This is a genomic window from Massilia psychrophila (assembly GCF_002760665.1).
Lineage (GTDB): Bacteria > Pseudomonadota > Gammaproteobacteria > Burkholderiales > Burkholderiaceae_D > JAFCUW01.
Map to the genome: position 1 here is coordinate 188262 of NZ_PDOB01000001.1, position 25180 is coordinate 213441.

The window sequence follows — 25180 nt, forward strand, 5'->3', positions numbered from 1 at the left end:
GGCTGCTTGAAACTGAAGGAAGGTGGGCGGACGTTCGTTGGTCCGGTTCGTGCCGGCGCGGTGCGCCAAGGCGGGGACGGTTACAGGTATGATAGCACCGTGAAATTGAAAACCGATTCCCCAGTTCCACGCCGCGCCGCTGGACGGCCCGGCCCCCCCCGACTGCGCCGGCTGCTCGCCGGCGCGTGCGTGTGCGCGCTTGCCGCACTGGCGACGGCGCCCGGCGCCGGTATCGCCCAGCAGCTCAAGCCGAACAACAACAGCCTGCCGAACCTGGGCGACAGCGCGCGCGGCGACTTGTCGCCACTGATCGAGCGCAAGCTGGGTGAAGAGATCATGCGTGACGTCAGGCGCGACCGCGATTTCCTCGACGACGACGCCATCCTCGAATACCTGAACAACTTCGGCAGCGCGCTGGTGGCGGCCTATCCCGGCGCGCGCGGCGAGACCGGCGCCGACTTTTATTTTTTTGCGGTGCGCGATCCGATGCTCAACGCCTTTGCGCTGCCGGGCGGCTTCATCGCGGTGCACTCGGCTTTGGTCATCGCGGCGCAGAACGAGTCCGAACTGGCATCGGTGCTGTCGCACGAAATTGGCCACGTTACCCAACGCCACATTGCGCGCATGATCGGCCAGCAGAAGCAGGATGCCTTGATGCCGCTGGCGGCGCTGATCCTCGCCGCGCTTGCCTCGAAGGCGGGGCCGGATGCGGCGGTGGGCGTGTTCATGGGCGGCCAGGGTTTGGCAATCCAGCGCCAGCTCAATTTCTCGCGCGACGCCGAGCGCGAGGCCGACCGCGTCGGCTTCCAGATCATGGACGCGGCCGGTTTCGATACGTCCGGCATGGTGGCTTTTTTCCAGCGCATGCAAAGCGCCACCAAGGTGTATTCCGACCTGACGCCGCCTTGGCTGATGAGCCATCCTTTGAGTTCGGAACGGATCACCGACATCCGCGCGCGCATCCGCGAGGCGCCGTTCCGCCAGCGTGTCGACGGCCTCGAGTTCCACCTGGTGCGCGCCCGCGCCCGCGTGCTGCAGGACGAGAGTGCCCAGGGCCGCATCGATGCCGCTGCTGCGTTCGAAGCGCAGCTGAAGCTGCAAAGCCGCCAGCAGCAAGCCGCCGGCCACTACGGCCTGGCGCTGCTGGCGTTGAGAAAAGCCGAGCTGGCGACAGCCGGCGAGCGTCTTGCCAAGGCGCGCGCGACAATGAAGCCGACTACGGGGGCGGTGTTTTCGACCGGGCAGAGCACCTCGGACGGCGCGGCCATGTTTGCCAGCCTGTCGCTCGACATCAAGCTGGCTCCCGGCCAGCCGGCCACTTTGGGGTCGCAGACGCTGAAGGAGGCGGAGCAGGCGTATCAACAGTTCCCGCTGTCGCGCGGCATCGCCCGCCAGTACGCCCAGGCGATGATCGCCAGCGGCATGCTCGAGCAGGCCGTCGCCTTCCTGCGCGAGGAGGTGCGCCTGTACCGCGAGGAGCCCAAGCTGTACGACTTGCTGGCGAAGACCTACGCCGCCCAAGGTAAGCAGACGCTGCAGCACATCGCGCTGGCCGAATCGTACGTGCTCAGCGGCGCGGTGCCGGCTGCGGTAGATCAGCTCGGCATCGCCCGCAAGGCGTCCGACGCCTCGTTTTACGACCTGGCGCTGATCGATGCGCGCGAGCGCGAACTGAGCGAACGCGTGCGCGAAGAAAAGAAGGAAAAGAAGGAGAAGTAGCAGCCAAGTCAGTTGGGCGGCCATACCACCGTGCGGTTCAGGTAGCCCGTCCTGTCCAGGCCGATCAGCAGCAATCGATTCCCCATCGGCAGTAGCGCTACCGTCGGCAGCGGGAGATGCGAAATTCGCGTCAGCAATATCGACTCACCGGAGGCCAGTGCGGGGCCGTCGTTGAATAGCTTGCCGGCGCGCGCGCGCAGGCCGCCGTTCGCATTCGACTGCCGGATGGTATTGATGTAGATCTTCAACCCGGAGCGGGCGGATGCTTCGGCGCCGCGACACGTCCATGTGGCGCCGGCTGCCGTTATCAGTGGAGCAATTTACAGGAAAGCAAACACGCTGGGAAAAATATGAGCTGTATCAGGGGGCGGGCGCGCGCTGGAAGCCAAAGCGAGCCGGCACGTGTGCTGCCGCGACCCGTTCCAGCGGCACCACCTGTTGCAGATAGGGCAGGCACAGTTTGCCTGGCGCGCCGTCGAGCCACGCCAGCAGCGCATCGTCGCCAGCGGCTTTGCCATCGAGCTGCAGCGCAACCAACAGCTGGGCCAGGTCCCGGTCGTCGACCTGGGCGAGCTTGCTTGTGCCTTCCAGAATCAGTTCGCCCATGTTGGTCATGAAGCCGCGCTCCACGTTGGTGAAAGGCGCGCCGGTATGCAGCAGCAGCCCCTGTTGCGGGTCGGTGCGGGCAATGAACGGCGCCGCCTCGAGGTTGACGAATACGCGTTGCGGACCGTTCTGGAAATACCAGCAGCCGCGCTCGTCGGCGGCGTAATTGCGGTTGATGAAGTCGAGCAGCTTCGGCTGGGTCACCTTGTCGCCCGCCCGGTTCAGGTGCTGGGCGCGTTCGTCGCGCATGCGCCAGGCGCCGCGCGCGTCGAGCGCCAGCCAGCCGTAGCAATCCGGTACGTTCGGCCACTTGGCCATGGCCCGCCTGACGATATCATCCATGGCTGCCAGCTTCCCACAGTTGCGCCGGCGCCGGCGCGCGCGTGCCCGCTTCGCCTTCCAGGAAATGGCACAGGCGGCGCGGCAGCCAGTCGAGCCGGCCGGGCAGGGGGGCGTTGGCAAAGCCGACATGGCCGCCCTGCTCGGGAAACTCGAGCAGCACGTTCGGCGCCGCGCCGGTCGGCAGGTAAATGCCGGGCAAAAACGGATCGTTGCGCGCGTTCAGCACCAGCGTTGGCACGGTGATGTCGTTCAACACGTGCATGGCGCTGGCGCGGTTCCAGTAGTCGTCGGTATCGCGGTAACCGTGCAGCGGCGCGGTGACGACGTTGTCAAAAGCGTATAGGTCGCGCGCGGCCAGCAGCGCGTCGCGGTCGAACAGGCCCGGATAGTGGGCCAGCTTGGCCAGGCTTTTTGGTATGAGGGTGCGCAGGAACATGCGGGTGTAGATGCGGTTGGCGCCGATCGACAGCGCCGCGCCGCCACGCGCCAGGTCGAGCGGCGCCGATACGGCGCAGGCGCCATCGACCAGTTCGGCCTGATGTTGCGATTCGCCCAGCCAGCGCAGCAGCGCGTTGCCGCCCAGCGAAACGCCGGTGGCGTACAACTTGCCACCAGCGCGCGGGCGCAGGCGGCGCAGGATCCAGTCGACTTCATTGGCGTCGCCCGAGTGGTAGAAGCGCGGCGCCCGATTCGCCTCGCCCGAGCAGCCGCGAAAATGCGGCACCGCGCCGGACCAGCCGCGCGCCGCCACTTCGGCCATCATGGCTTTGGCGTAATGGCTTTGCGACGAGCCTTCGAGGCCGTGGAACAGCACCACCAGCGGCTTGTCGGGTTCACCGTCGACGAAATCGACGTCGACGAAGTCGCCGTCCGGCGTGTCCCAGCGCTCGCGACGGTAGGCCACGTTTGGCGCGCGCAGGGCCAGCGCCGGATATATGGTTTGCAAATGACCGCCCGGCAGCCAGGCTGGAGCGCGATAAGACATATGACTTGCCGTGCTGCTTGTCATGCTAGCTGACGCCGCTCAATGCAGCTTGGAAGCGGGCGGCTGGGTGGCGCCCGGCGCCGCGCCCGGCGCCACCGAGACGTGGTGCATCACCATGCGCCAGCCCTGCGGCGTCTTCATGTAGACGTTGGTGGCGACCAGGTGGGCCACCTCGCTGCCGGCGCTGACGCCGCCTTCGATCACGGTATGTACCGAGCTCATCAAATTGTGCGCCTGGTGCAGCTGGGATGGCCGGATCTGCAGCGCGCCCTGGGCAAGGATCGCTTCCCACGAGGCCTGGATGGCGGCGTGCCCATGCAGCCGCGGACCGCCCGGATGGATGCAGAAGATCTCGTCGTCGTCGGCCCACAGCAGCATCAGCGCGTCGACGTCGGCGCGGTTCAGCGCGTCATAAAACGCGGCTTCGACCTCGGCCGCGCTGCCATTGAGTTGCTGGACTTTTTTCATGCCGCGCCGATCAGTGGTGGGCCAGCACGGTGCCCGCCTTGAGGCGGTATTCGGTGCCGCAGTACTGGCACTTGGCCGTGCCGTCGTGGCCGAAATCGAGGAACACGCGCGGATGGGACGACCACAGCGGCATGGCCGGGTTGGGGCAATGCGCGGGCAAGTCTTTGGCTTCGAGTTCGACCGCGGCGATTTTGTTCTGGTTCATGATTTCTCCGTGAGGCGGGCCGCTTGCGGCCATTTCAAAACCACGATTTTAGCGGATTCGAGCGCCGCACCGATATGATCGGTAAAATACAGCTTCGACGAAATCCGCCTGTTGCCCCGTTTCGATGCAGTTTTGATGCAAAGCGGTGCGCGCGCCACACCCAAGTTAGTGGTCCTGATGTTCCCTCGTTCTTTGTTTTTGTCTTCGTCCTCATCTTTGTTCCTGATCTCGCCAGCCTGCCCGCGCTGTGGCCGGAAAGCCACATGAGCCTGCCTGAGTCGGCGCTACCTGCGGCGCCGTCGGCCGCCGACGCCCACGACCAGGAAGCCTGGCGCGCCGGGTTCAGCGCCGGCCTGCCGACGCTGTTCGGCATCGCCGCGTGGGGCCTGGTGGTCGGCATCGCGATGGTCAAGGCGGGCCTGTCGATTCCCCAGGCGCTCGGCATGACGCTGCTGGTGTTCGCCGGGTCCGCCCAGCTGGCGTCGCTGCCGCTGATCGCCACCAGCGCCCCGGTGTGGGTGATTTTCGCCACCGCGCTGGCGGTCAACCTGCGCTTCGTCATTTTTTCCGCCTTGCTGGCGCCGCATTTTTCCCATTTGCCGTGGCGCCAGCGCTTCGCCCTCGGCTACATCTCGGGCGACATCTCGGTGGCGCTGTTCCTGCAGCGCTTCCCCGTCGAGGCGCCGGCGCCGGGCAAGCTGTCGTACCTGAAAGGGCTGATGTACCCGAACTGGGCCGCCTGGCAAGTGGGCTCGATCGCCGGCGTTTTTCTGGGCAGTGTGGTGCCGCCGCAGTGGGGGCTCGGCTTTGCCGGCACGCTGGCGATCGTCTGCATCATGGTCCCGCTGGTCATCAACAAGGCCGCTCTGTGCGGCGTGCTGGTGGCCGGCGCGGTGGCGGTGGCCGCGGCCGGCCTGCCGTACAAGCTGGGCCTGCTGGCCGCGGTGGTGGTCGGCATGCTGACCGCGATGGCGGTCGAGGAAACACTCGAACGTTTCAAGGGAAGACCATGAGCGACTGGGAAATCTGGGCCGTCATCGGCGTGCTGGCGCTGGCCACTGCCGCCACCCGCAGCTCGTTCTGGCTGGTCGGCCACCACATCACGATCCCGAAGCGGGTGCACGAAGTGCTGCGCTACGCGCCGGGCTGCGCGCTGGCGGCGATCATCGCGCCCGACCTGCTTGTCAACGGCGGCGGCCAGCTGCACATCGGGCTATCGAATCCGAAATTGCTGGCCGGCGCAGCTGCCGTGGCGTTCTACCTGGTGCGGCGTAACATGCTGCAAACGATCGTGTTCGGCATGCTGGTGTTTACGGTGTTGCGCGTTTTTCATGTGTTCGGTGCGGGTGGGTAGCTGACCTGGCGTCTTGTATACCTTGTTCATCAGGTAAAATAGCGTTCTTACCACTTTCACCCCGGGAAGCCATGCACGCCGTCCTCAATTTCACCCGACTGCAAGATTTGATCGACCAGGGGCTACTGGCCGGCAAGCGCGTGTTCATCCGCGCCGACCTGAATGTGCCGCAAGACGACGCCGGCAACATCACCGAAGACACCCGCATCCGTGCCTCGGTACCGGCGATCCGCGCGGCGCAGGGCGCCGGCGCCGCGGTGATGGTGACGTCGCACCTGGGGCGCCCGACCGAAGGCGCGTTCAAGCCGGCGGATAGCCTGGCGCCGGTCGGCGTGCGCCTGGCCGAGCTGCTGGGCCAGCCGGTTGAACTCAAGCAAAACTGGATCGACGGCGTCGACGTGGCGCCAGGCCAGGTCGTGCTGCTGGAAAACTGCCGCGTCAACGTCGGCGAGAAGAACAACGACGACGCCCTGGCCCGGAAGATGGCGAAGTTGTGCGACATCTACGTCAACGACGCCTTCGGCACCGCCCACCGCGCCGAGGCAACCACCCACGGCATCGCCAAATTCGCGCCGCTCGTCTGCGCCGGGCCGCTGCTGGCGGCCGAACTCGACGCCTTGGGCCTGGCGCTGGGCGCGCCGAAGCGCCCGCTGCTGGCGATCGTGGCCGGTTCGAAAGTGTCGTCCAAGCTGTCGATATTAAAAGCGCTGGCCGACAAGGTCGACCACCTGATCGTCGGCGGCGGCATCGCCAACACGTTCATGAAAGCGGTCGGACTGAACATCGGCAAGTCGCTGGTCGAAGCGGACCTGGTGAGCGAAGCCAAAGCGATCATCGACATGATGGCCGCGCGCGGCGCCGTGGTGCCGATTCCGGTCGACGTGGTGTGCGCCAAGGCGTTTTCGCCGACCGCCGCGGCCACCGTCAAGGATGTCGCCGACGTCGAGGACGACGACATGATCCTCGACATCGGCCCGCGCACCGCGGCCACGCTGGCGGCGCAGATCGCGCAGGCCGGCACCATCGTCTGGAACGGTCCGGTCGGTGTGTTCGAATTCGACCAGTTCGCCGAAGGCACCAAAACGCTGGCGCTGGCGATTGCCAATTCACCGGCGTTCTCGATCGCGGGCGGCGGCGACACCCTCGCGGCGATTGCAAAATACAATATTACCGATAAAATCGGCTATATCTCCACCGGCGGCGGCGCTTTCCTGGAGTTTCTCGAAGGGAAAACTTTGCCAGCGGTCGAGATCCTGTTGCAACGCAGTTCCCACTGATCGGCAGCGCGGCCCGGCTGCCCTAACCGGAAGACACTCTATTATGTTACGTGGCACCAAGATCGTCGCAACCATCGGCCCGGCCTCGTCGGACTACGAGATGCTGGTACGCATGATCCGCGCGGGAGTCGATGTCGTGCGGCTGAACTTTTCCCACGGCACCGCGCAAGACCATATCGAGCGCGCCGCTGCGGTGCGCCGCGCGGCGGCCGAGTGCGGCCGCGAAGTGGCGATCATGGCCGACATGCAGGGGCCGAAAATCCGGGTCGGCAAATTTGAAGACGGCAAGGTCGACCTCGAGACCGGCGCCAAATTCATCCTCGACGCCAAGTGGGGCGAGAACGGCGAACTGGGCAACCAGGAGCGCGCCGGCCTCGACTACAAGGCGCTGCCGCGCGACGTCCGTCCCGGCGACAAGCTGCTGCTCAACGATGGCCTGATCGTGCTGATCGTCGAGCGCGTGGCCGGCCATGAAATCCACACCACGGTGCGGGTCGGCGGCGTGCTGTCGAACAACAAGGGCATCAACCGCCAAGGTGGCGGCCTGACCGCGCCGGCGCTGACCGCCAAGGACATGGAAGATATCAAGACGGCGATGAGTTTCCAGGCCGACTACCTGGCGATCTCGTTCCCGAAATGCGCCACCGACATGGAAATGGCGCGCCAGTTGGCCAACATCGCCGGTGAGCCCTACCACCACAAGCCGATGCTGATCGCCAAGATCGAGCGCGCCGAAGCGATTCCGGCGCTGCAGGAAATCCTCGACGCCTCCGACGGCATCATGGTGGCGCGCGGCGACCTGGCGGTGGAAGTGGGCAACGCGGCGGTACCGGCGCTGCAAAAACGCATGATCCGCATGGCGCGCGCCTCCAACAAGCTGACCATCACCGCGACCCAGATGATGGAGTCGATGATCGTCAACGCGGTGCCGACCCGGGCCGAAGTGTCCGACGTCGCCAACGCCGTGCTCGACGGCACCGACGCCGTGATGACGTCGGCCGAAACGGCGACCGGCAAGTATCCGATCGAAACGGTCGAGATGATGGCGGCCGTCTGCATCGAAGCGGAGCGCTCGGAAGACAACACCCTCGATACCGATTTTCTTAACGTTAAATTCACCCGCATCGACCAGTCGATCGCCTACGGCACGCTGTTTACCGCCCACCACCTGGGCGTAAAGGCGATCGTCGCGCTGACCGAGTCCGGTTCGACCGCGCTGTGGATGAGCCGGCACCGGGTCGACACGCCGATCTTTGCGCTCACGCCGATCGTCAGCACCCAGCGCAAGGTGGCGCAGTACCGCAACGTCCACGGCTATCACCTGATGCAGCATGGCGACAGCGCCGCGGTGCTCAAGCAGGCCGAGGATTTGATGGTTGCCAAAGGTATCGTCAAGAAGGGTGACATGATTGTCGTCACCTGGGGCGAGCCGATGGGGCAGGTCGGCGGCACCAACGCCCTTAAAATCGTGCGTGTCGGCGAATTTGATTAAAACGGCGATTAACCCGCGATTACAATTAAAACGCCTGGCATTGCACAGGCACCGATTTTCACTATTGTTTGGAGTACTACCATGGCCCTCGTATCCCTGCGTCAACTGCTAGACCATGCCGCCGAAAATGGCTACGGCTTGCCGGCGTTTAACGTCAACAACCTCGAACAGGTGCAGGCCATCATGGCCGCCGCCGACGCCACCGGCAGCCCGGTGATCATGCAAGCCTCGGCCGGCGCGCGCAAGTACGCGGGCGAGCCGTTCCTGCGCCACTTGATCGACGCTGCCATCGAATCCTATCCGCACATCCCGGTCGTCATGCACCAGGACCACGGCCAGACGCCGGCCGTGTGCATGACCGCGATCCGCTCCGGTTTTACCTCGGTGATGATGGACGGCTCGCTCGAGGCCGACGGCAAGAGCGTCGCCAGCTACGACTACAACGTCGCCGTGTCGCGCGAAGTGGTCAAGTTCGCGCACTCGATCGGGGTGTCGGTCGAAGCCGAACTGGGCGTGCTCGGCTCGCTCGAAACGATGATGGGCGACAAGGAAGACGGCCACGGCGCCGACGGCACCATGACGCGCGAGCAGCTGCTCACCGACGCCTCGCAAGCCGCCGATTTCGTCGCCCGCACTCAGTGCGACGCGCTGGCGATTGCCATCGGCACCTCGCACGGCGCCTACAAATTCAGCCGCAAGCCGACCGGCGACATCCTGGCCATCGACCGCATCAAGGAAATCCACGCGCGCATTCCCAACACCCACCTGGTGATGCACGGTTCGTCGTCGGTGCCGCAGGAGTTACTCGCAATCATCCGCGAATTCGGCGGCGACATGAAGGAAACCTACGGCGTGCCGGTCGAAGAGATTCAGGAAGGCATCCGCCACGGCGTTCGCAAGATCAACATCGATACCGACATCCGCCTGGCGATGACGGCAGCGACGCGTAAATACCTGTTCGAGAACCCGTCGAAGTTCGACCCGCGCGACTTTCTCAAGCCGGCGCGCGAAGCGGCAACCCTGATCTGCAAATCGCGCATGATGTCGTTCGGCTGCGAAGGCATGGCCGCCAAAATCAAGCCGGTCCCGCTCGATAAGATGGCCGAGCGTTATAGCAAGGGCGACCTGGCGCAGATCGTCAAGTAAAACAGCTCGGCAAGTAAAACGCAGATCGTCAAGTAGAATACTGCTTCGAACAGGCCGCCCGCTAGCGCTCGCGGCCTGACTTCCTCCCGCCGGCCACAAGCGCCGGCCCGCTTTTTCGGTACCCCATTCTATGAACAGCCTCTACCAATCCACCATCACCTCCCTGGCGCTGCTCGGCCGCGGCAAGGTGCGCGACAACTACGCCGTCGGCGACGACAAGATCCTGATCGTCACCACCGACCGCCTGTCGGCCTTCGACGTCGTCATGAACCAACCGATTCCGGGCAAGGGCATGGTATTAAACCAGATGACCGACTTCTGGTTCGACAAACTGGGCGACATCGTGCCGAATCACCTGACCGGCATCGCGCCGGAGTCGGTAGTGGCGCCAGGCGAAGCCGAACAGGTGCGCGGGCGCGCCGTCGTCGCCAAGCGGCTCGAACCGATCATGGTCGAAGCGGTCGTGCGCGGCTACCTGATCGGCTCCGGCTGGAAGGATTACCAGGCCACCGGCAGCATTTGCGGTATTCGATTGCCGGAAGGCCTGCGCCAGGCCGATAAGCTGCCCGAGCCGATTTTCACGCCGGCCGCCAAGGCCGACCTCGGCGAGCACGACGAAAACATCAGCTACGACGACATGGAGCGGCGCATCGGTACCGAACTGTCGGCCACCATCCGCGACATCAGCATCAGGCTGTACCAGGCCGCCAGCGAATTCGCCGCCACCCGCGGCATCATCATCGCCGATACCAAGTTCGAATTCGGCCTCGACACGCATGGCGAGCTGCACCTGATGGACGAAGTGCTGACCGCCGATTCGTCGCGCTTCTGGCCGGCCGATTCATACCAGCCGGGCAGCTCGCCGCCGTCGTTCGACAAGCAGTTTGTGCGCGACTACCTCGAAACCTTGACCGAATGGAACAAGACGGCGCCGGCGCCGAACCTGCCGCCGGACATTATCGACAAGACCCAGGCCAAATACTTCGAGGCGATCGAACGCCTCACCGGCTCGAAGTTGAAAGCCTAAGATGGCCGACAATGCAGATAGCGCAGACAAAGCAAAATCGCCGCTGGTCGGCGTGGTGATGGGTTCCTCGTCCGACTGGGACGTCATGCGCCACGCCGTATCGATGCTCGAGCAGTTCGGCATAGCGCATGAAGCGCAGGTGATTTCGGCGCACCGCATGCCCGACGACATGTTCGCTTACGCCGCCGGCGCGCGTGCGCGCGGCCTGCGCGCGATCATCGCCGGCGCCGGCGGCGCCGCCCACCTGCCGGGCATGCTCGCCGCCAAGACCATCGTGCCGGTGCTGGGTGTGCCGGTGCCTTCCAAATACCTGCGCGGCGAGGATTCGCTGCTGTCGATCGTCCAGATGCCCAAAGGCGTGCCGGTGGCCACCTTTGCCATCGGCGAAGCCGGCGCCGCCAATGCGGCGCTGACCGCCGTGGCGATCCTGGCCGGCACCGACGCCGCGCTCGCCGACAAGCTCGAAGCGTTCCGCGGCGAGCAGAGCGCCGCCGCCAAAGCGATGACGTTGCCACCCGTATGAACAAGCCGTTGCCTTTTTTACCGCAAGCCAATCCGCCGACCTGGCTCGGCGTCATGGGTGGCGGCCAGCTCGGCCGCATGTTCGCCCACGCCGCCCAAGCCATGGGCTACAAGGTCGCCGTGCTGGAACCGGCCGCCGTTTGCCCGGCCGGCGACGTCGCCGAACGCCTGATCACGGCCGACTACAGCGACCCGCAAGCGCTGGCCGAACTGACCCGCCTGTGCGCCGCCGTCACCACCGAATTTGAAAACGTCCCGGCCGACAGCATGGCGCTGCTGGCAGGCGCCAGCTTTGTCGCCCCGTCCGCTGACTGCGTGTCAGTGGCCCAGGACCGCATCGCCGAAAAGCGTTTTTTTGTCGACTGCGCGGCAGCGTCCGGTGTGCTGCCGGCGCCGCACCAGGTCATCGCTTCGATGGACGACGTCGCCGCCATTGCTGACGCGCTGCTGCCAGGCATCCTTAAAACGGTGCGCATGGGTTACGACGGCAAGGGCCAGGTGCGGGTCGACACCCGCGCCGACGTGGCAGCGGCGTTTGCCGCCATGGGCGTGACGTGCCTGCTTGAAAAAATGCTGCCGCTGGCGTACGAGGTGTCGGTGCTGACGGCGCGCGGCGTCGATGGCGTCTCGGTGGTCTATCCGATCGCCGAAAACGTCCACCGCGACGGCATTCTGTTCACCACCACGGTACCGGGGCCGAACGTCGATGCCGCCTGCGCCCGCAAGGCCCAGGATGCGGCGCGCGCCATCGTCGAGCGGCTCGGCTATGTCGGCGTGCTGTGCGTCGAGTTTTTCGTGCTGGCTGACGGCAGCCTGGTGGTCAATGAAATGGCGCCGCGCCCGCACAACAGCGGCCACTACACGATCGACGCCTGCGTCACCAGCCAGTTCGCCCAGCAGGTACGGGCGATGGCACGGCTGCCGCTGGGCGACGTCCGCCAGCATTCGCCGGCGGTGATGCTCAACATTCTGGGCGACCTGTGGTTTGACGGGGTTGACGGGGTTGACGGCCTTTCAGAAAGTGATGCTGCAGGCGCGCGCGAGCCGGCCTGGGACAAAGTAGCGGCGCTGCCGGGCGCCTGCCTGCACCTGTACGGCAAGGAAGACGCCCGGCGCGGGCGCAAGATGGGGCATGCGACGTTCGTGGCGGCCTCCCTGGCCGAAGCGCAGCAACAGCTGCGCGCCGCCTGTATCATCCTCAACATCGCGTTGTGACCGGCGTGAACCAACCCGCCGTGGCGCTGATCGCCGCTGCCGCGCGCGCGCTCGAACAGGGCGCGCTGGTCGGCTTTCCGACCGAAACCGTGTACGGGCTGGGGGCGGACGCCGAGAACCCGGCCGCCGTCGCCGCGATCTACGCCGCCAAGGGCCGCCCGCAAGATCATCCGGTGATCGTCCATCTCGCGCCCGGCGCCGCGCTCGACTACTGGGCCGACGAGATCCCCGGCGAAGCGCACCAGCTGGCCGCGGCGTTCTGGCCCGGTCCCTTGACGATGATCCTCAAACGCGCCGCCCATATTCCCGCCGCCGTTTCGGGCGGGCAGGACACGGTCGGCCTGCGCTGCCCGTCGCACCCGGTGGCGATTGCGCTGCTGCAGGCATTCAAGGGCGGCGGCGGCGGCATCGCGGCGCCGTCGGCCAACAAGTTCGGCAACGTCAGTCCGACCACTGCCCAGCACGTGCGTGACGAATTTCGCGCTGAGTGCGAAACCGGCGGTGCCCTCGCCATGGTGCTCGACGGCGGCGCCAGCGAGGTTGGCATCGAGTCGACCATCGTCGATTTGTCGCGCCTGGCCAGCCACGGTCCGGTGCTGCTGCGGCCCGGCAGCATCAGCGCCGAGGCCATCGCCGCGGTGATCGACCAGTTGCCCGCCGCGCCCGACGCGGCCGCCCCGCGCGCTTCCGGCACCCTCGCATCGCATTACGCCCCGCACACGCCGGTGGCGATGCAGGACAGCGCAACGTTGAGAACCACGCTCGCTCAATTGCAGCTTGCTGGCCGTAAAATCGCGCTGATTCACTACTCGGCGATGCCGGCCGCCCACGCTGACATCCGCCTGCCTGCCTCTCCTGACGGCTTTGCGCACGCCCTGTATGCGTCGCTGCGGGCCATGGACACCACCGGCGCCGACCTGATCCTGGTCGAGGCGCCGCCGCAGGGCGACGCCTGGCTCGGCGTCAACGACCGCCTGCGCCGCGCCGCGCACGGCTCCAGTGGCATCGTCCATGGATTGCTCAACCAACAAGCGCCTTAAAAAGTTTTCTCCCTGGCTCCGTCCTGGTGACGCCGTCGCGCGATGTTTCAAGTGGGTTCTGGCCCGCTGAGCCAGCCTGATACGGGCGCGCGCTTGTTGCGAAGAACTGACGCAAAAACAATGTTTTTTTCTATACAGGTAAATCGAACACTGGCATATTAGTCGGGCGGCAAATAGCACGCTCGTTCGATAGTATCCGTTACGTTCAAAAACATTAGGAGACACAATGCGTCAACATCATTTCGCGATTGCGCTGATCGCCGCCGCAGCCTTGACCGCTTGCGGCGGCGATGGCAGTTCCGGCGGCAACCAGACCCAAAAGACCAAGTTCAGCGCCCAGGTGGTGTTCGGTGACAGCCTGTCGGACGTTGGCTCGTACGCCGTGGGCACCGTCAAGGCGCTTGGCGGCGGCAAGTTCGGCATCAATGGCGACCTCACGACGGTCAATCCGGCGTTGACCGGCAAGAACTGGACCGAACTGATGGCCACGCAGTTCAGCCTGCCGGCGCCGTGCGCTGCCCAGACCGGACTCGAAGGCGACTCTACCAAGGGTTTCGCGGTGCCGATCGTCTTTCATGCCGGCTGCACCAATTATGCCCAGGGCGGCTCGCGCGTGACCAATCCGGTCGGCCCATCGCACAAGCTGACCGGCAGCCCGCTCGGTGCACTGACCGTCCCGGTCGCCACCCAGATCCAGAATCACTTGAGCGTGTCCAGCGGTAAATTTTCCGGCACTGAACTGGTGCTGGTAATGGCCGGCGCCAACGACGTCTTCATGCAGTTGGGTGGCCTGTCGGCCGGCGCCACGGCGGCCGGCAGCGCCAGCTTCGGCACGACGCTGGTTGGCTCGCTGGCAGCCGGCGCGACCAATCCGCAGACCGCGGCGCAGGCAATCGGCCTGGCCCTGAAGACCGAATCGGCCCGTCCCGGCCGTACCGACGCCAGCGTGATCGCCGCCGCGGTTGGCGCCGCCGCCATTCAGCCCGGCAATTCGGCAGTCGGCGCGCCAGCCGTGTATGGCCCGATGGTCGCGAGCGCGCAAGCGGCTGGCGCCAAGGCCGGCGCCGCCTACTTTGCGGCCACCAGCCCGAGCCTGGTGGCCGCAATGGCGACCGCGGCGACCGAGCTGACCGCGTTGGTGAAGACCCGGATCATCGCCAATGGCGCCAACTACGTAGTGGTCAACAACATGCCCGACATCGGCACCACGCCGTCCTCGGCAGGCTACGACGCCGCCACGCTGGCGCTGGTCAACGCCATGGTGAAGACCTTCAACGACACCCTCGGCACGGGCCTGGCGTCCGAACCGAAGGTGGCGTACGTCGACGCGTTTTGGGCCAGCCACGACCAGGCCACCAATCCCGCTCCTTACGGCTTGACCAACGTGACCACGCCCGCGTGCGACCTGTCTGCCGCCAAGAACCCGCTGGGAAGCTCACTGGTGTGCAACGGCGGCAACCTGATCGCCGGCGATGTCAGCCGCTACGCGTTCGCCGACTCGGTGCACCCGACGCCGTTTGTCCATCTGCTGCTGGCACGCTACGTGTCGAAGTACATGCTGCAGAAGGGCTGGCTGTAAGGCTGAGTGCGCGGTAAAGACAATGCGATTGGCGCGAGCCACACCTCACATGAATCAGGAGACACAATGAATCAACGTATGAAGAGCGTCGTCACGCTGCTGGCGGCAGCATGCGCAATGGGACTGGCGGCGAACGCCTCGGCGCAGAGCGCGGGCCAGTTCAGCGCCAAGATCGGCGCCGGCAAAATCACGCCGGAAGGCGACAGCGGCGACCTGTCGGCACCGGCGTTCCCAGGCAGCAAAGTGGCAGTCGGCGACGCCACCGCACCGGTGTTGATCGTCGCCTACGGCCTGACCGACAATATCTCCGCCGAGCTTGGCCTTAACCTGCCATACAAGCTCAAGCTGTCCGGCGCCGGCACGCAGGCCGGCACCGGACAGCTGGGCACGGCGGAAGCGCTGCTGCCGAGCGCCTTTATCCAGTACCGTTTTTTCCAGCCTGAAGCGATGCTGCGTCCGTTCGTCGGGCTGGGAGTGACGTATGCGTACTTTCAGAAGGAAACCGGCTCGGGCAAATTGACGGCGCTGCTCAACACCGGCGGGCCGGCCACCACCTTCAGCATCGGCGCCAAGGCGGCAGCGACGCTGCAAGCCGGCGTGGCGGTCAACATCAATCCGCGCTGGTTCGTCGACCTGACGGTGACGAAGTCGAAGCTCGAGGTGCAGACCAGGTATGCGACGGGGCAAACGCAAAGCGTGCGTCTCGATCCGCTGGCCGTGATCCTGGCCATCGGGTACAAATTCTAGAAGCGCCGGGGGTGCGGTTGACGGACGGTCTTGTGTAGCGGTAGACCCGAGCGGCCACATGTAATCGCTCAACTTGATGCCGGGTGGCGCTCATGCCGCCCGGCCTTTTGGATGCGCATATGGCAAATAAAAATGGCTGTCTGCGCCGTCACCTCGTGCTCAAAGGCATCTTCAAATGCTGTTAGCTCAGCAGGCCCTATGGCTATAGGCGCAATCCGATGCGCAGCAAGAGTCGAGGGCGACAATATGGCCTTTATACTCGACAGTTCGACATGATGGCGGCGGCAAAGCGCTCGGGTGCATCGAGCATCATCAGATGGCCCGTCGCCGCGATGTCCGAATTGGACGCCGCTATCCGAGCGACCCAGTCGGGCACGTCCCAGTCGGCGCGCGAGCGTGCGCCGCCGATGAGATGAAACGGCGGGCCGGCGTCGAGCAAGCAGCGCACCAAGTCAAGGTATTCCGCACCGCCGGTCGCCGCCACGACCGCGCGCGCTTGCGCCCGCACTGTCGATGTCGGCTGGTTGTGCAGCCAGCGCTGCGCCACGTCGAGCGCCCATTGGGTCGGAGCGACATTTGACGCCGAGATCCATCCACCGACGTTAGCCTTGTAGCCATCCACGATTGCCTCCACCTCGGACAATGCCATCTGCGCGATCTGGTTCGACCAGAAGGCGTCCTTGAGCGTAAAGTTACCCTCGATGCTGGTGGGCGATCGCGTCAGCTCGGGGTGGCGGCTGGCGAAGAACATCGCGATAGCCCCTCCGATTGAGTGGCCAACGACATGTGCCGGTGCGTCGCCGCGCTGCCGCATCCAGGCGGCGACATGGTCGGCTTGCGCTTCAATCGTTATGCCGTCCGTGTCGGCCGAGCGATATGCGCCATAGCCCAGCAGGTCGGGCGCAAGCACAGTCGTCTCGCCAAATGCCGCTGCGATGCGCGGATCGGACAGCGAGCCAAACAGACCATGAATGAGCAGGATCGGGGTCGTCATATCTTGTTTTCTCCTTAATATTGCGTGAGGCTATCGGCGTCGAGTTCGTCCAACTCCAGAATGTGGGTACGGTCGTGATGGTAGATGTCTTCGACCAGCTCGCCGAGCGTGACGCGGCGCGCGCCATCGACGATGCCGTAGCGTTGGCGCTGCTGGGGTGTCGTTGCCGTCAGTTGGGCCAGAAGGTCGGCGCGTGCCCGCCTGAAGCCAGCCAGTGCGGTGGCGCAGTCCTGTTCCGCATAGCGGCGCTCGGCAGCCATCGCGACGCCGTCGACCGACGCCAGAGCGGGTCCATCCTCGGCAAGCAGACGTGCGATGCGTTCGCGATAGACGTCGCGATCAAGGTCGCGCAGGTGGCAAATATGCTCGACGAGCGAGAAGCCAGTGCCGCCCGGGCGCGTGCGCCAGCGCCCGGCGGGCATGGCAAGCATCACCCGCGTCATCTCGTCGGGCATGGCCGCCAGCCGCGCCAGCAACGCATCGACAGCTGCGCGCTGTGGTTCGGCCATCCACACCACGCCATAGGTGAAGAAGTCGCCCAGTACGCGGCCGCGCGGACGCAACACATCGTGGTGCCTGCGGCGCATCACTTCTGCCACCATCGCCCCGCAAAACTGCTTGGCCGTCTGGTCATACTGCACTTCGGGGAACAGCTTCCGCAGATCATGCACGATAGCCGATACCGCCGGCACCTCGGCGCGTGAAAGGGCCGCGAACTCGATGTACCGCTCGGGACTGTCAATCAGACGCTCGAGTTGTCGCCCTAGCGAAGTAATGCGGAAGCGGTCGAAGCGAGAATGCATTTTTATCCGTCTAAAAAATAACGTTTCAAAATGCGACGTTACTAGCATAAAGCCTCGACGTCAACTGAATTGGGGCGAAGAGAGAAAACGGAAAAAATAGTACGCTAAGCTTTGGGAATTGCCGTTTAGCACCGTTGGCATTGACGGAAATGGTCTAAAGTACCGTTTCCGGACACTTGGCAATCCGACAGGCTTTTACGTGCACACGCGCTTTTCTCGGGTAGTTTGGTCCGGTGTACCAAGACGCACTACCGGAAAACTTCTGTTTGGCGACAGGCCGCTATCGGCCAAAAGCGGACAGTTTTAAGTCGAGCGTAACAATGAGGAGCACATGCGTCTCTCAGCCAAATTAAGTCTCATAGGCATTGCACTTATCTCGGCAATCACGCTGGCACTCCTGTCGGTATACGTTGAGCGCGTAGGGCCCGAACTAGCGCAGTACGGCAACTTGTGTGGGCCACTCGCAGTCGATCCGTGCTACAAGCCCGTATTAAAGGGCGGCTTCCCGGTTGCATACTTGTTTGACGCACCGGGTGTTTCCGTAGAGCGGCAGCTCTCGTTCGGTGAAGACAAGCTGTTCCTAGGTGCTCTCATCCTCGACATTACTTTGTACTTCGCTATTGTCTTACTGGCCATTCCGGCCGTCTCGCAACGCTGGTCAGTTCTCACTCATGCCGCGAATCGGGTCAGAACGTAACCCGGTTCGTTTCCAAGAATGTCAGCTTTGGGTCGAAACCGGCCCTTCAACGCCAGCCTCGTCCCCGCTTAACGTGCTATTTTCCCGTTTTCCCTGTTCACCCCGAATTCACGCAGTCATGCCATTTTCCCATCGGGAACGGCGCTAGATTTTGAAGACTGAGTCGATCGACCTGCTGATCACCCATTTGCGCATGCCGCTGCAGCGGCGAGATAAGTATGATGTTCAGCAACCAGCTCGAACCGAAGCGTACGGCCGAGATCCGCGAGCGTATGCTGGCCGCGGCTTTCGTTGACGAGGACAGCGGGCAACTGTATGGGATGCGTGTGCCATGCCAAGCGCGTGCCCGGCTCAGGAATTGATAGAAATTTTCGACTTTAGTTCCAAATAACCTTGACGTCGACCATCTCGGTGTACCCATGGGTGTCCTCGCTTGAAGCCTGAAGCATCGACGCTGCTGAGAGGTAGGGAACTCTTTTATCGCCAGGCTCTCTGTCGAACCGTGCGATGAGCGCAACTGCCTAAGATTGCGCCGGCGGCGCGCGCGGTTGAGGTTTGCCCCTAACTTTCCAAGAGCGCGGGATACGGGATACGGGATACGGGAACGGGCACCGGAAGGCTGGTCTGACGGCTCTGTTCGGAACTTTTAGGGGGTAATGGCTTCCGTAGGCGCTACTATAAAGATGATTTGGAGGAAAGTTTGAAGAATCAGCGCAGTTTGAGCACCAACTTCTTTGTGATAGTTGCGCCGGTAAGACCCAGCAGGATCGACGTCCTTCTCGAAAAACCCGAGTTTCCCCGTGTAAAAACGTGGGACAGACATGGCTGTAAAACTCGGCTTTCCGGGAAGCCTCTTGGGGGACCTTGAAGGCGCAGACGGTGATGGCGCAACTCATTGATTTCCCGGGGTTGGTCAACAGCTCCGCAAGAGCGTCGCCGGCCTTGTCTCAGCCCCCCGATTGCTTCGAGCCCGAATCAGAAAAACGCCTGGATGCCCGTCTGCGCCCGTCCCAGGATCAGCGCATGGATGTCGTGCGTGCCCTCGTAGGTGTTGACGACCTCGAGGTTGACCATGTGGCGGATCACGCCGAATTCGTCGGAGATGCCATTGCCGCCGAGCATGTCACGGGCGACGCGGGCGATGTCGAGCGACTTGCCGCACGAGTTGCGCTTCATCATCGACGTGATTTCAGGCGACGCCGTGCCGTCGTCCTTCATGCGGCCCAGCCGCAGGCAGCCCTGCAGGCCGAGCGTGATTTCGGTCTGCATGTCGGCCAGCTTCTTTTGCACCAGCTGGTTGGCCGCCAGCGGCCGGCCGAACTGGACGCGGTCGAGCACATACTGGCGGGCGATGTGCCAGCACGCTTCGGCCGCGCCGAGCGCGCCCCAGGCGATGCCGTAGCGCGCCGAGTTCAGGCAGGTGAACGGGCCTTTCAAGCCGCGCACGTCCGGAAAGGCGTTCTCTTCCGGGCAGAACACGTTGTCCATGACGATCTCGCCCGTCACCGAGGCGCGCAGGCCAAACTTGCCGTGGATTGCCGGCGCGGACAGGCCAGCCATGCCTTTTTCCAGCACGAAGCCGCGGATCGCGCCTTCGTCGTCCTTGGCCCACACCACGAACACGTCGGCCACCGGCGAATTGGTAATCCACATCTTGGCGCCCGACAGGCTATAGCCGCCGGCCACTTTTTTGGCGCGGGTGATCATCGAGCCCGGGTCGGAGCCGTGGTTCGGCTCGGTCAGGCCAAAGCAGCCAATCGATTCGCCGGTAGCGAGCTTCGGCAGGTATTTGCGGCGCTGCTCTTCGGTGCCGAACTCGTAGATCGGCACCATCACCAGCGACGACTGCACGCTCATCATCGAGCGGTAGCCGGAATCGACGCGCTCCACTTCGCGCGCGATCAGGCCGTAACACACATAGTTCAGCCCCGAGCCGCCGTATTCAAGCGGAATAGTGGCGCCGAGCAATCCCAGTTCGCCCATCTCGCGGAAGATCGAGGTATCCATCGTCTCGTGGCGGAACGCTTCGAGCACGCGCGGCTGCAGCTTGTCCTGGCAGTAGGCGGCGGCGGCCTCGCGCACCATGCGCTCGTCGTCGCTCAACTGGTCGTTCAGCAGCAGCGCATCGTCCCAGTGGAATTGGGCCTTGGACGGCGATTCGGATCGGTTCATGGATGGTCCTGTCTGGTTTGTCAATGAGGCCGGCCCGTTTGGGCCAAGGCGCAACATGTGTACGACATGGGGGCGACGTGTGTGCAGCTTGGCGGGGCTGGTGTTGCTGAAGTGTTATTTTACCGGGATCGGGGTGCTACCGAAGCGTCCGCCATGAAAAATGAGCGCCGTCTGCGGACTGGCCGCGCAGTTTTCGACTTCGCCGACAAAGATCACATGGTCGCCCTCGGGATAACGGCTGCGGTTGTGGCACTCGAACCAGGCCGAAACTCCCTTCAGGATCGGCTGGCCGGTGCGCGACAGTTCGTACTCGACGTTGGCGAACGGGTCGTCGCCGCGGCGCGAAAAGCGTTCAGCCAGCTCGGCCTGGTCGGCCGCCAGCACGTTGATCACGTAATGCGAGTTGCCGCTAAATACCGGCATGCTGTTGGCCGCTTCGCCCAGGCTCCATAGCACCAGTGGCGGATCGAGCGACACCGAGTTAAATGAGCTGGCCGTGAGGCCGCGAAAGCTGCCGTCGGCGAGCCGGGTGGTAATGACGGTCACGCCGGTGGCAAACTGCGACAACGCGTGACGGAACTGCCCGGCGTCGAACTGGCGCGCGGCGGCGCGGGGGGAGCTAGTGTTCATTGGTGCCCTGTGTGTTTGACCTATTATGCCAAATTTGTTGCTCCGGATGTTGCTGGCTCTTGCTAGCGGGTGCGCATGGCCGCGCTTTGCGTTACAGTAACAGCTATCTGCAACGAGATGCTGGGGTGTGAGATGGCGAATCAAGCGGCGCATCAACCGGATGTGGCAATCCTCGGCGGTGGCTGTTTCTGGTGCCTCGAGGCGGTGTACCTGGAAGTGCTGGGCGTGACGAAGGTCGAGTCCGGCTACATGGGCGGTCACGCAACCGACCCGAGCTACGAGCAGGTGTGCGCCGGCACCACCGGCCACGCCGAAGTGGTGCGCATCGCGTTCGATCCGCAACAGATCGGCTACCGCGACCTCCTCGAGATATTTTTCACCATCCACGACCCGACCACCTTGAACCGGCAGGGCAACGATGTCGGCACCCAGTACCGCTCGGTAATCTACTTCACCTCGCCCGAGCAGGAAACCACCGCCCGCCACGTGATGGCGGAGATGGCCAATGTGTGGGATGCGCCGATCGTGACGGAGCTGGCGGCGGTGCAAGGCTGGTACCGGGCCGAGGACTACCACCAGGATTATTTCCGCCAGCACCCGCTGCAGGGGTATTGCGCCTTCGTAGTGGCGCCCAAGGTGAGCAAGTTCAGGAAAACTTTTTCGAATCGGCTGAAGTAATTACGCAACAGCGTCTGCAATGGTGATTGCTTCGCGGACAGACGCGGTTAAAATATCGCGGCGTAACTCAGCGCCAATCCATCACCGATAGCGAATATGAAATCGAACAAATCTTTCTTTGCCGCGGCCGCCGGCCTGCTGCTGGCCAGCGCCGCGCAGGCCCAGGTCGCCGTCACCGCCGACTTCGGCACCACCGGTTTTGGCGCCCACCTGGTAGCGCCGCTCGCGCCCACCGTCAATGGGCGTGTCGGCCTGAACGGCGGCAATTTTACTGTCAGCGGATCGGAAGGGGCCGTCGATTACGACATCGACGCCCGGCTGCGCTCGGTTGATTTCCTGATCGACTGGTATGTGCGCGACAACAGCAGTTTCCACCTGAGCGCCGGCCTGGTCTATGACGGCAGCAAATTCGACGCCAAGGGCAAGCCCAACAATGGCGGCAGCTACACCGTCAATGGCGTCAATTACCGCTCGGCCGACGTCGGCACCCTCGACGGCAGCCTGGTGTACCGCACGGCGGCGCCGTATATCGGCATCGGCTGGGGCAATGCGGTCAAGGCCGCCCCCGGCTGGAATTTCACGAGCGATTTGGGCGCCTTCTTCCGGGCCAAGGGCGAGGCCCGGCTGGTCAGTACCGGCTGCACCGCTTCCACTGTCGTTTGCCAGGCGCTGGCGCGCGATGTCGCTCTCGAGCAGGCAAGCTTCGCCAGCCAGATCAGCGACGTACCGCGCATCTACCCGGTGCTGCGCGTGGCGCTGTCGTACCGTTTCTAAGAGCCAGCGGCGCCGGCGCGTGCACCTTACGGTTGCAAGCGCTCACGTGTCCAGCTGCCGTCCGGCTGCAGCGTGTACACGATGCGGTCATGAAAACGCGAACGCCGTCCCTGCCAGAATTCGATTCGCTGCGGCACCAGGCGAAACCCGCCCCAATGGTCGGGTCGCGGCGGCAACTCGCCATACTGCGCCGCCACCGCATCGTAGTGCTGTTCGAGCGTAGCCCTGTCGGCGACGGGCGCACTTTGCGCCGACGCGATGGCTGCCAGCCGGCTTTTCAATGGCCGGCTGTGGAAATACTTGTCGCTTTCTTCCGCTGACGTGTGTTCGACAACGCCTTCGATACGAATTTGGCGTTCAAGTTCGCTCCAGAAGAACAGCAGGGCGGCGTGCGGGTTGGCGGCCAACTGGCGCCCTTTCTGGCTGTCATAATTGGTGTACCAGGTGAAGCCGCGGCGGTCGAATTGCTTGATCAGCACGATGCGCGACGTCGGCTTGCCGCCGGCGTCGACGGTGGCCACATTCATCGCGTTCGGCTCGTTCACTTCAGCGGCCAGCGCCTGCTCGAACCATGCGTTGAACTGCTCGAACGGGTCGGTGGCAACATCGGTTTCGTTCAGGGTGGCCTGGCCGTAATCCTTGCGCAGGGCGGCAACGCGCTCTCCGGTCGTTTCTGCGGTGGCGATCGGCGCCGGCAAGATACCGCGCCGCACCTGCATCGCTTCGCCCAACTGCGCCATCTGCGCCGCACTGAATAATCGTTTTGCCATCGGCGCGATGCGGGTTTCTTCGCGTTCCATGTGGCTGCTGTAGCGCTCGGCGAAGCGCTGCACGTTGGACGCTGTCAGTGTAGCGGCGCTGCCGTCCGCGATCGCGTTCAGTTCCTCGCGCAGGCCTAGCCACATCGCATCCATCTCGTCGTGGTCGCGCAGGATGCCGGGCACCAGTGCGGCCAGGGTCGCCGCGTCCTCGCCTTGGGCCACCGATTGCAGCATCGGCACCAGGTTATCTTCCTCGTCGGCGTGGTGCAGGTGGGCTGACTTGTCGAAATACTTGAGCACCGCCTGGGCCGCCTGGCGTGCCTCTTCGTCGGCGCCGTGGCGCGCCAGGTGTTCCGACATTTTTTGCATTGTTTCAAGCTGTTTGCGGATGCGGTCGTGGCAGTGCTTCAAGACCGCAATCGGCTGGTCGAATCCGGGAGCGGTATCGGGCAAGGAATGTGTCATCATGTTCTTTCGGGGAAAATTCTTCGTTGACTAGAGAACATTTTAAAGCAGTCCTGCCGGCAACGTCCGTTAAAATGGGCGCATGAAACTCGTCAACAATGTTATTCCCGCCGACTGCGCCGAACCAGTCGATGTCGAACGCCGCTTCGGCGGTATAGCCCGGCTATACGGCCAGAATGCGCTGGAACGCTTCCGCGCGGCGCACGTCTGCGTGATCGGCGTCGGCGGCGTCGGCTCGTGGATCGTCGAAGCGCTGGCGCGCAGCGGGCTCGGCGCGCTGACCCTGATCGACCTCGACAACGTCGCCGAATCGAACATCAACCGCCAGGTCCAGGCGCTCACCGCTACCCTCGGCCAGGCCAAGATCGACGCGCTGGCCGAACGCATCGCGCAGATCAACCCGTACTGCAAGGTGACGTTGGTGGAACAGTTCATCACCCCCGACAACTTGGGCCAGCTGATCGGCGCGGGCACTTTCGATTACGTCATCGACGCCATCGACAGCGCCCGCGACAAGGCCGCGCTGATCGCGTATTGCCGCCAGCACGCGGTTGCCCTGATCACCATCGGCGGCGCCGGCGGCCAGACCGACCCGACGAAAATTGCCGTGCGCGACCTGTCGAAGACCGAGCAGGAGCCCTTGCTCAAGCGCGTGCGCAAGTTGTTGCGCACGCACTACGGTTTTCCGCGCGGCGAGAAGAACAAGTTCAACGTCGACGCCGTGTTCTCGATGGAGCCGTTGCAGTTCCCGGCCGAAGACGCCGGCTGTTCGCTCGATGCCGATCAGCGCGGCATCGCCGGCATTACAGGGATCAATTGCGCCGGCTTCGGCTCGAGCGTCGTCGTCACCGCCAGTTTCGGCATGGTGGCCGCCGCCCACCTGCTGCGCAAGCTTGCCGACAGCGCAACGGGGTCAGAGCCAACTCTGACCCCGGTGTATGATAGCCTTGTGTAATCAACATTTTTTTCATATGAAAGAAGACGCCATGATCCGTCGTACCATGTTTCTCGCGATGCTGTGCCTGTCGGCCGCATCGATGTCCCAGGCCGCCGGCCAAGCAACAGCCACGGCCGCCGCCCCCACTGCCGCTGTCGTGGCCGAACCGCTCGTCAAGATCGACAACGTCGTCGGCACCGGCAAGCAAGCCACCGTTGGCAGCAACGTCGTGGTCAACTACACCGGCTGGTACTACAAGCCGATGGCCACCCGCCAGCGCGGACGCAAGTTCGATTCCTCGCTCGACGCCGGCCGCGAACCGCTGGAGTTCCAGTTGGGCGCCGGCAGAGTCATCAAGGGTTGGGACCAGGGCGTGGAAGGCATGAAGGTGGGCGGCAAGCGTACCTTGATCATCCCGAGCGAACTGGCGTACGGCAAGCGCGGCGCGGGCGGCGGGGCGATTGCGCCCGATTCCGACCTGGTCTTCGATGTGGAATTGCTCGACGTTAAATAACCGGCGATATTGCAGGAACATCGTCAACAAC

28 protein-coding genes are annotated in these 25180 nt (G+C 64.1%); 17 read left to right on the forward strand and 11 right to left on the reverse strand.

Translation table 11 applies throughout. From position 1 onward, the window contains the following. Positions 1-105 precede the first annotated feature (105 nt). Positions 106-1719, forward strand: a complete 1614-nt coding sequence (locus CR103_RS00860) for a M48 family metalloprotease (protein ID WP_502510019.1) — start codon at positions 106-108, stop codon at positions 1717-1719. Positions 1720-1727: 8 nt separating this feature from the next. On the opposite strand, the gene CR103_RS00865 is transcribed toward CR103_RS00860, so the two are convergent. From CR103_RS00865 to CR103_RS21895, 6 genes are all read right to left on the reverse strand, one after another. Beyond that, the gene (locus CR103_RS00865; protein ID WP_099914113.1) at positions 1728-1967 is read right to left on the reverse strand and encodes a hypothetical protein; all 240 of its coding nucleotides are present in this window, start codon (positions 1965-1967) and stop codon (positions 1728-1730) included. Between the two features lie 112 nt (positions 1968-2079). Beyond that, positions 2080-2667: a DUF2946 family protein gene (locus CR103_RS00870; RefSeq protein WP_099914114.1), complete on the reverse strand. Its 588-nt coding sequence runs from the start codon at positions 2665-2667 to the stop codon at positions 2080-2082. Further along, positions 2660-3652, reverse strand: a complete 993-nt coding sequence (locus CR103_RS00875; protein WP_099914115.1) for a YheT family hydrolase — start codon at positions 3650-3652, stop codon at positions 2660-2662. Before CR103_RS00875 ends, CR103_RS00870 begins: the two co-directional genes overlap by 8 nt. A 39-nt stretch (positions 3653-3691) precedes the next feature. Beyond that, the gene (locus CR103_RS00880; protein ID WP_099914116.1) at positions 3692-4120 is read right to left on the reverse strand and encodes a YybH family protein; all 429 of its coding nucleotides are present in this window, start codon (positions 4118-4120) and stop codon (positions 3692-3694) included. 10 nt (positions 4121-4130) lie between these two features. Further along, entirely contained in the window at positions 4131-4325 is a 195-nt protein-coding gene (locus CR103_RS00885; protein WP_099914117.1) for a zinc-finger domain-containing protein, read from the reverse strand. Next, positions 4322-4588, reverse strand: a complete 267-nt coding sequence (locus CR103_RS21895; protein WP_143752488.1) for a hypothetical protein — start codon at positions 4586-4588, stop codon at positions 4322-4324. Before CR103_RS21895 ends, CR103_RS00885 begins: the two co-directional genes overlap by 4 nt. Between CR103_RS21895 and CR103_RS00890 the strand changes: the two genes are divergently transcribed. From CR103_RS00890 to CR103_RS00940, 11 genes are all read left to right on the forward strand, one after another. Continuing rightward, positions 4589-5338, forward strand: a complete 750-nt coding sequence (locus CR103_RS00890) for an AzlC family ABC transporter permease (protein WP_099914118.1) — start codon at positions 4589-4591, stop codon at positions 5336-5338. Next, the gene (locus CR103_RS00895; protein WP_099914119.1) at positions 5335-5679 is read left to right on the forward strand and encodes an AzlD domain-containing protein; all 345 of its coding nucleotides are present in this window, start codon (positions 5335-5337) and stop codon (positions 5677-5679) included. The genes CR103_RS00890 and CR103_RS00895 overlap by 4 nt, the downstream gene beginning before the upstream one ends. A gap of 71 nt (positions 5680-5750) precedes the next feature. Continuing rightward, positions 5751-6956: a phosphoglycerate kinase gene (locus CR103_RS00900; protein WP_099914120.1), complete on the forward strand. Its 1206-nt coding sequence runs from the start codon at positions 5751-5753 to the stop codon at positions 6954-6956. Positions 6957-6999: 43 nt separating this feature from the next. After that, a complete protein-coding gene (gene pyk, locus CR103_RS00905) occupies positions 7000-8448 on the forward strand; it encodes a pyruvate kinase (protein WP_099914121.1) in 1449 nt (482 codons plus the stop codon). 81 nt (positions 8449-8529) lie between these two features. After that, on the forward strand, positions 8530-9594 hold the full coding sequence (fba, locus tag CR103_RS00910; RefSeq protein ID WP_099914122.1) for a class II fructose-bisphosphate aldolase: 1065 nt from the start codon (positions 8530-8532) through the stop codon (positions 9592-9594). 130 nt (positions 9595-9724) lie between these two features. Further along, positions 9725-10621, forward strand: a complete 897-nt coding sequence (locus CR103_RS00915; RefSeq protein ID WP_099914123.1) for a phosphoribosylaminoimidazolesuccinocarboxamide synthase — start codon at positions 9725-9727, stop codon at positions 10619-10621. A 1-nt stretch (position 10622) separates the two neighbouring features. After that, the gene (gene purE, locus CR103_RS00920; RefSeq protein ID WP_099914124.1) at positions 10623-11144 is read left to right on the forward strand and encodes a 5-(carboxyamino)imidazole ribonucleotide mutase; all 522 of its coding nucleotides are present in this window, start codon (positions 10623-10625) and stop codon (positions 11142-11144) included. Further along, on the forward strand, positions 11141-12358 hold the full coding sequence (locus CR103_RS00925) for a 5-(carboxyamino)imidazole ribonucleotide synthase (protein WP_099914125.1): 1218 nt from the start codon (positions 11141-11143) through the stop codon (positions 12356-12358). The genes purE and CR103_RS00925 overlap by 4 nt, the downstream gene beginning before the upstream one ends. A 5-nt stretch (positions 12359-12363) precedes the next feature. Further along, the gene (locus CR103_RS00930) at positions 12364-13398 is read left to right on the forward strand and encodes an L-threonylcarbamoyladenylate synthase (protein ID WP_370659404.1); all 1035 of its coding nucleotides are present in this window, start codon (positions 12364-12366) and stop codon (positions 13396-13398) included. Between the two features lie 226 nt (positions 13399-13624). Beyond that, on the forward strand, positions 13625-14977 hold the full coding sequence (locus CR103_RS00935; protein WP_099914127.1) for an SGNH/GDSL hydrolase family protein: 1353 nt from the start codon (positions 13625-13627) through the stop codon (positions 14975-14977). A gap of 66 nt (positions 14978-15043) precedes the next feature. Continuing rightward, a complete protein-coding gene (locus CR103_RS00940; RefSeq protein ID WP_180279232.1) occupies positions 15044-15724 on the forward strand; it encodes an OmpW/AlkL family protein in 681 nt (226 codons plus the stop codon). Between the two features lie 253 nt (positions 15725-15977). On the opposite strand, the gene CR103_RS00945 is transcribed toward CR103_RS00940, so the two are convergent. Together CR103_RS00945 and CR103_RS00950 are read right to left on the reverse strand one after the other, a co-directional pair. Next, positions 15978-16718, reverse strand: a complete 741-nt coding sequence (locus CR103_RS00945; RefSeq protein ID WP_099914129.1) for an alpha/beta fold hydrolase — start codon at positions 16716-16718, stop codon at positions 15978-15980. A 14-nt stretch (positions 16719-16732) separates the two neighbouring features. Then, entirely contained in the window at positions 16733-17521 is a 789-nt protein-coding gene (locus CR103_RS00950; RefSeq protein ID WP_099914130.1) for a DinB family protein, read from the reverse strand. 331 nt (positions 17522-17852) lie between these two features. On the opposite strand from CR103_RS00950, the gene CR103_RS00955 reads away from it, so the two are divergent. Continuing rightward, positions 17853-18218: a hypothetical protein gene (locus tag CR103_RS00955; protein WP_099914131.1), complete on the forward strand. Its 366-nt coding sequence runs from the start codon at positions 17853-17855 to the stop codon at positions 18216-18218. A 975-nt stretch (positions 18219-19193) separates the two neighbouring features. On the opposite strand, the gene CR103_RS00965 is transcribed toward CR103_RS00955, so the two are convergent. Next, positions 19194-20390: an acyl-CoA dehydrogenase gene (locus CR103_RS00965; protein WP_099914132.1), complete on the reverse strand. Its 1197-nt coding sequence runs from the start codon at positions 20388-20390 to the stop codon at positions 19194-19196. Positions 20391-20504: 114 nt separating this feature from the next. Beyond that, the gene (locus CR103_RS00970; RefSeq protein ID WP_099914133.1) at positions 20505-21020 is read right to left on the reverse strand and encodes a flavin reductase family protein; all 516 of its coding nucleotides are present in this window, start codon (positions 21018-21020) and stop codon (positions 20505-20507) included. A gap of 132 nt (positions 21021-21152) precedes the next feature. On the opposite strand from CR103_RS00970, the gene msrA reads away from it, so the two are divergent. After that, the gene (gene msrA / locus CR103_RS00975) at positions 21153-21698 is read left to right on the forward strand and encodes a peptide-methionine (S)-S-oxide reductase MsrA (RefSeq protein WP_099914134.1); all 546 of its coding nucleotides are present in this window, start codon (positions 21153-21155) and stop codon (positions 21696-21698) included. Positions 21699-21794: 96 nt separating this feature from the next. Beyond that, positions 21795-22472, forward strand: coding sequence for a hypothetical protein (locus tag CR103_RS00980; RefSeq protein WP_099914135.1), 678 nt, complete (start codon positions 21795-21797; stop codon positions 22470-22472). Positions 22473-22498: 26 nt separating this feature from the next. Here CR103_RS00980 and pdxH read toward each other — a convergent pair whose 3' ends face one another. Beyond that, positions 22499-23698, reverse strand: coding sequence for a pyridoxamine 5'-phosphate oxidase (gene pdxH, locus CR103_RS00985; protein WP_099914309.1), 1200 nt, complete (start codon positions 23696-23698; stop codon positions 22499-22501). Positions 23699-23780: 82 nt separating this feature from the next. Between pdxH and tcdA the strand changes: the two genes are divergently transcribed. Together tcdA and CR103_RS00995 are read left to right on the forward strand one after the other, a co-directional pair. Continuing rightward, the gene (gene tcdA, locus CR103_RS00990) at positions 23781-24653 is read left to right on the forward strand and encodes a tRNA cyclic N6-threonylcarbamoyladenosine(37) synthase TcdA (protein WP_099914136.1); all 873 of its coding nucleotides are present in this window, start codon (positions 23781-23783) and stop codon (positions 24651-24653) included. A gap of 31 nt (positions 24654-24684) precedes the next feature. Continuing rightward, positions 24685-25149 carry an FKBP-type peptidyl-prolyl cis-trans isomerase gene (locus CR103_RS00995; RefSeq protein ID WP_099914310.1) on the forward strand — a complete coding sequence of 155 codons (465 nt, stop codon included), beginning with the start codon at positions 24685-24687 and terminating at the stop codon, positions 25147-25149. Positions 25150-25180: the final 31 nt, after the last annotated feature.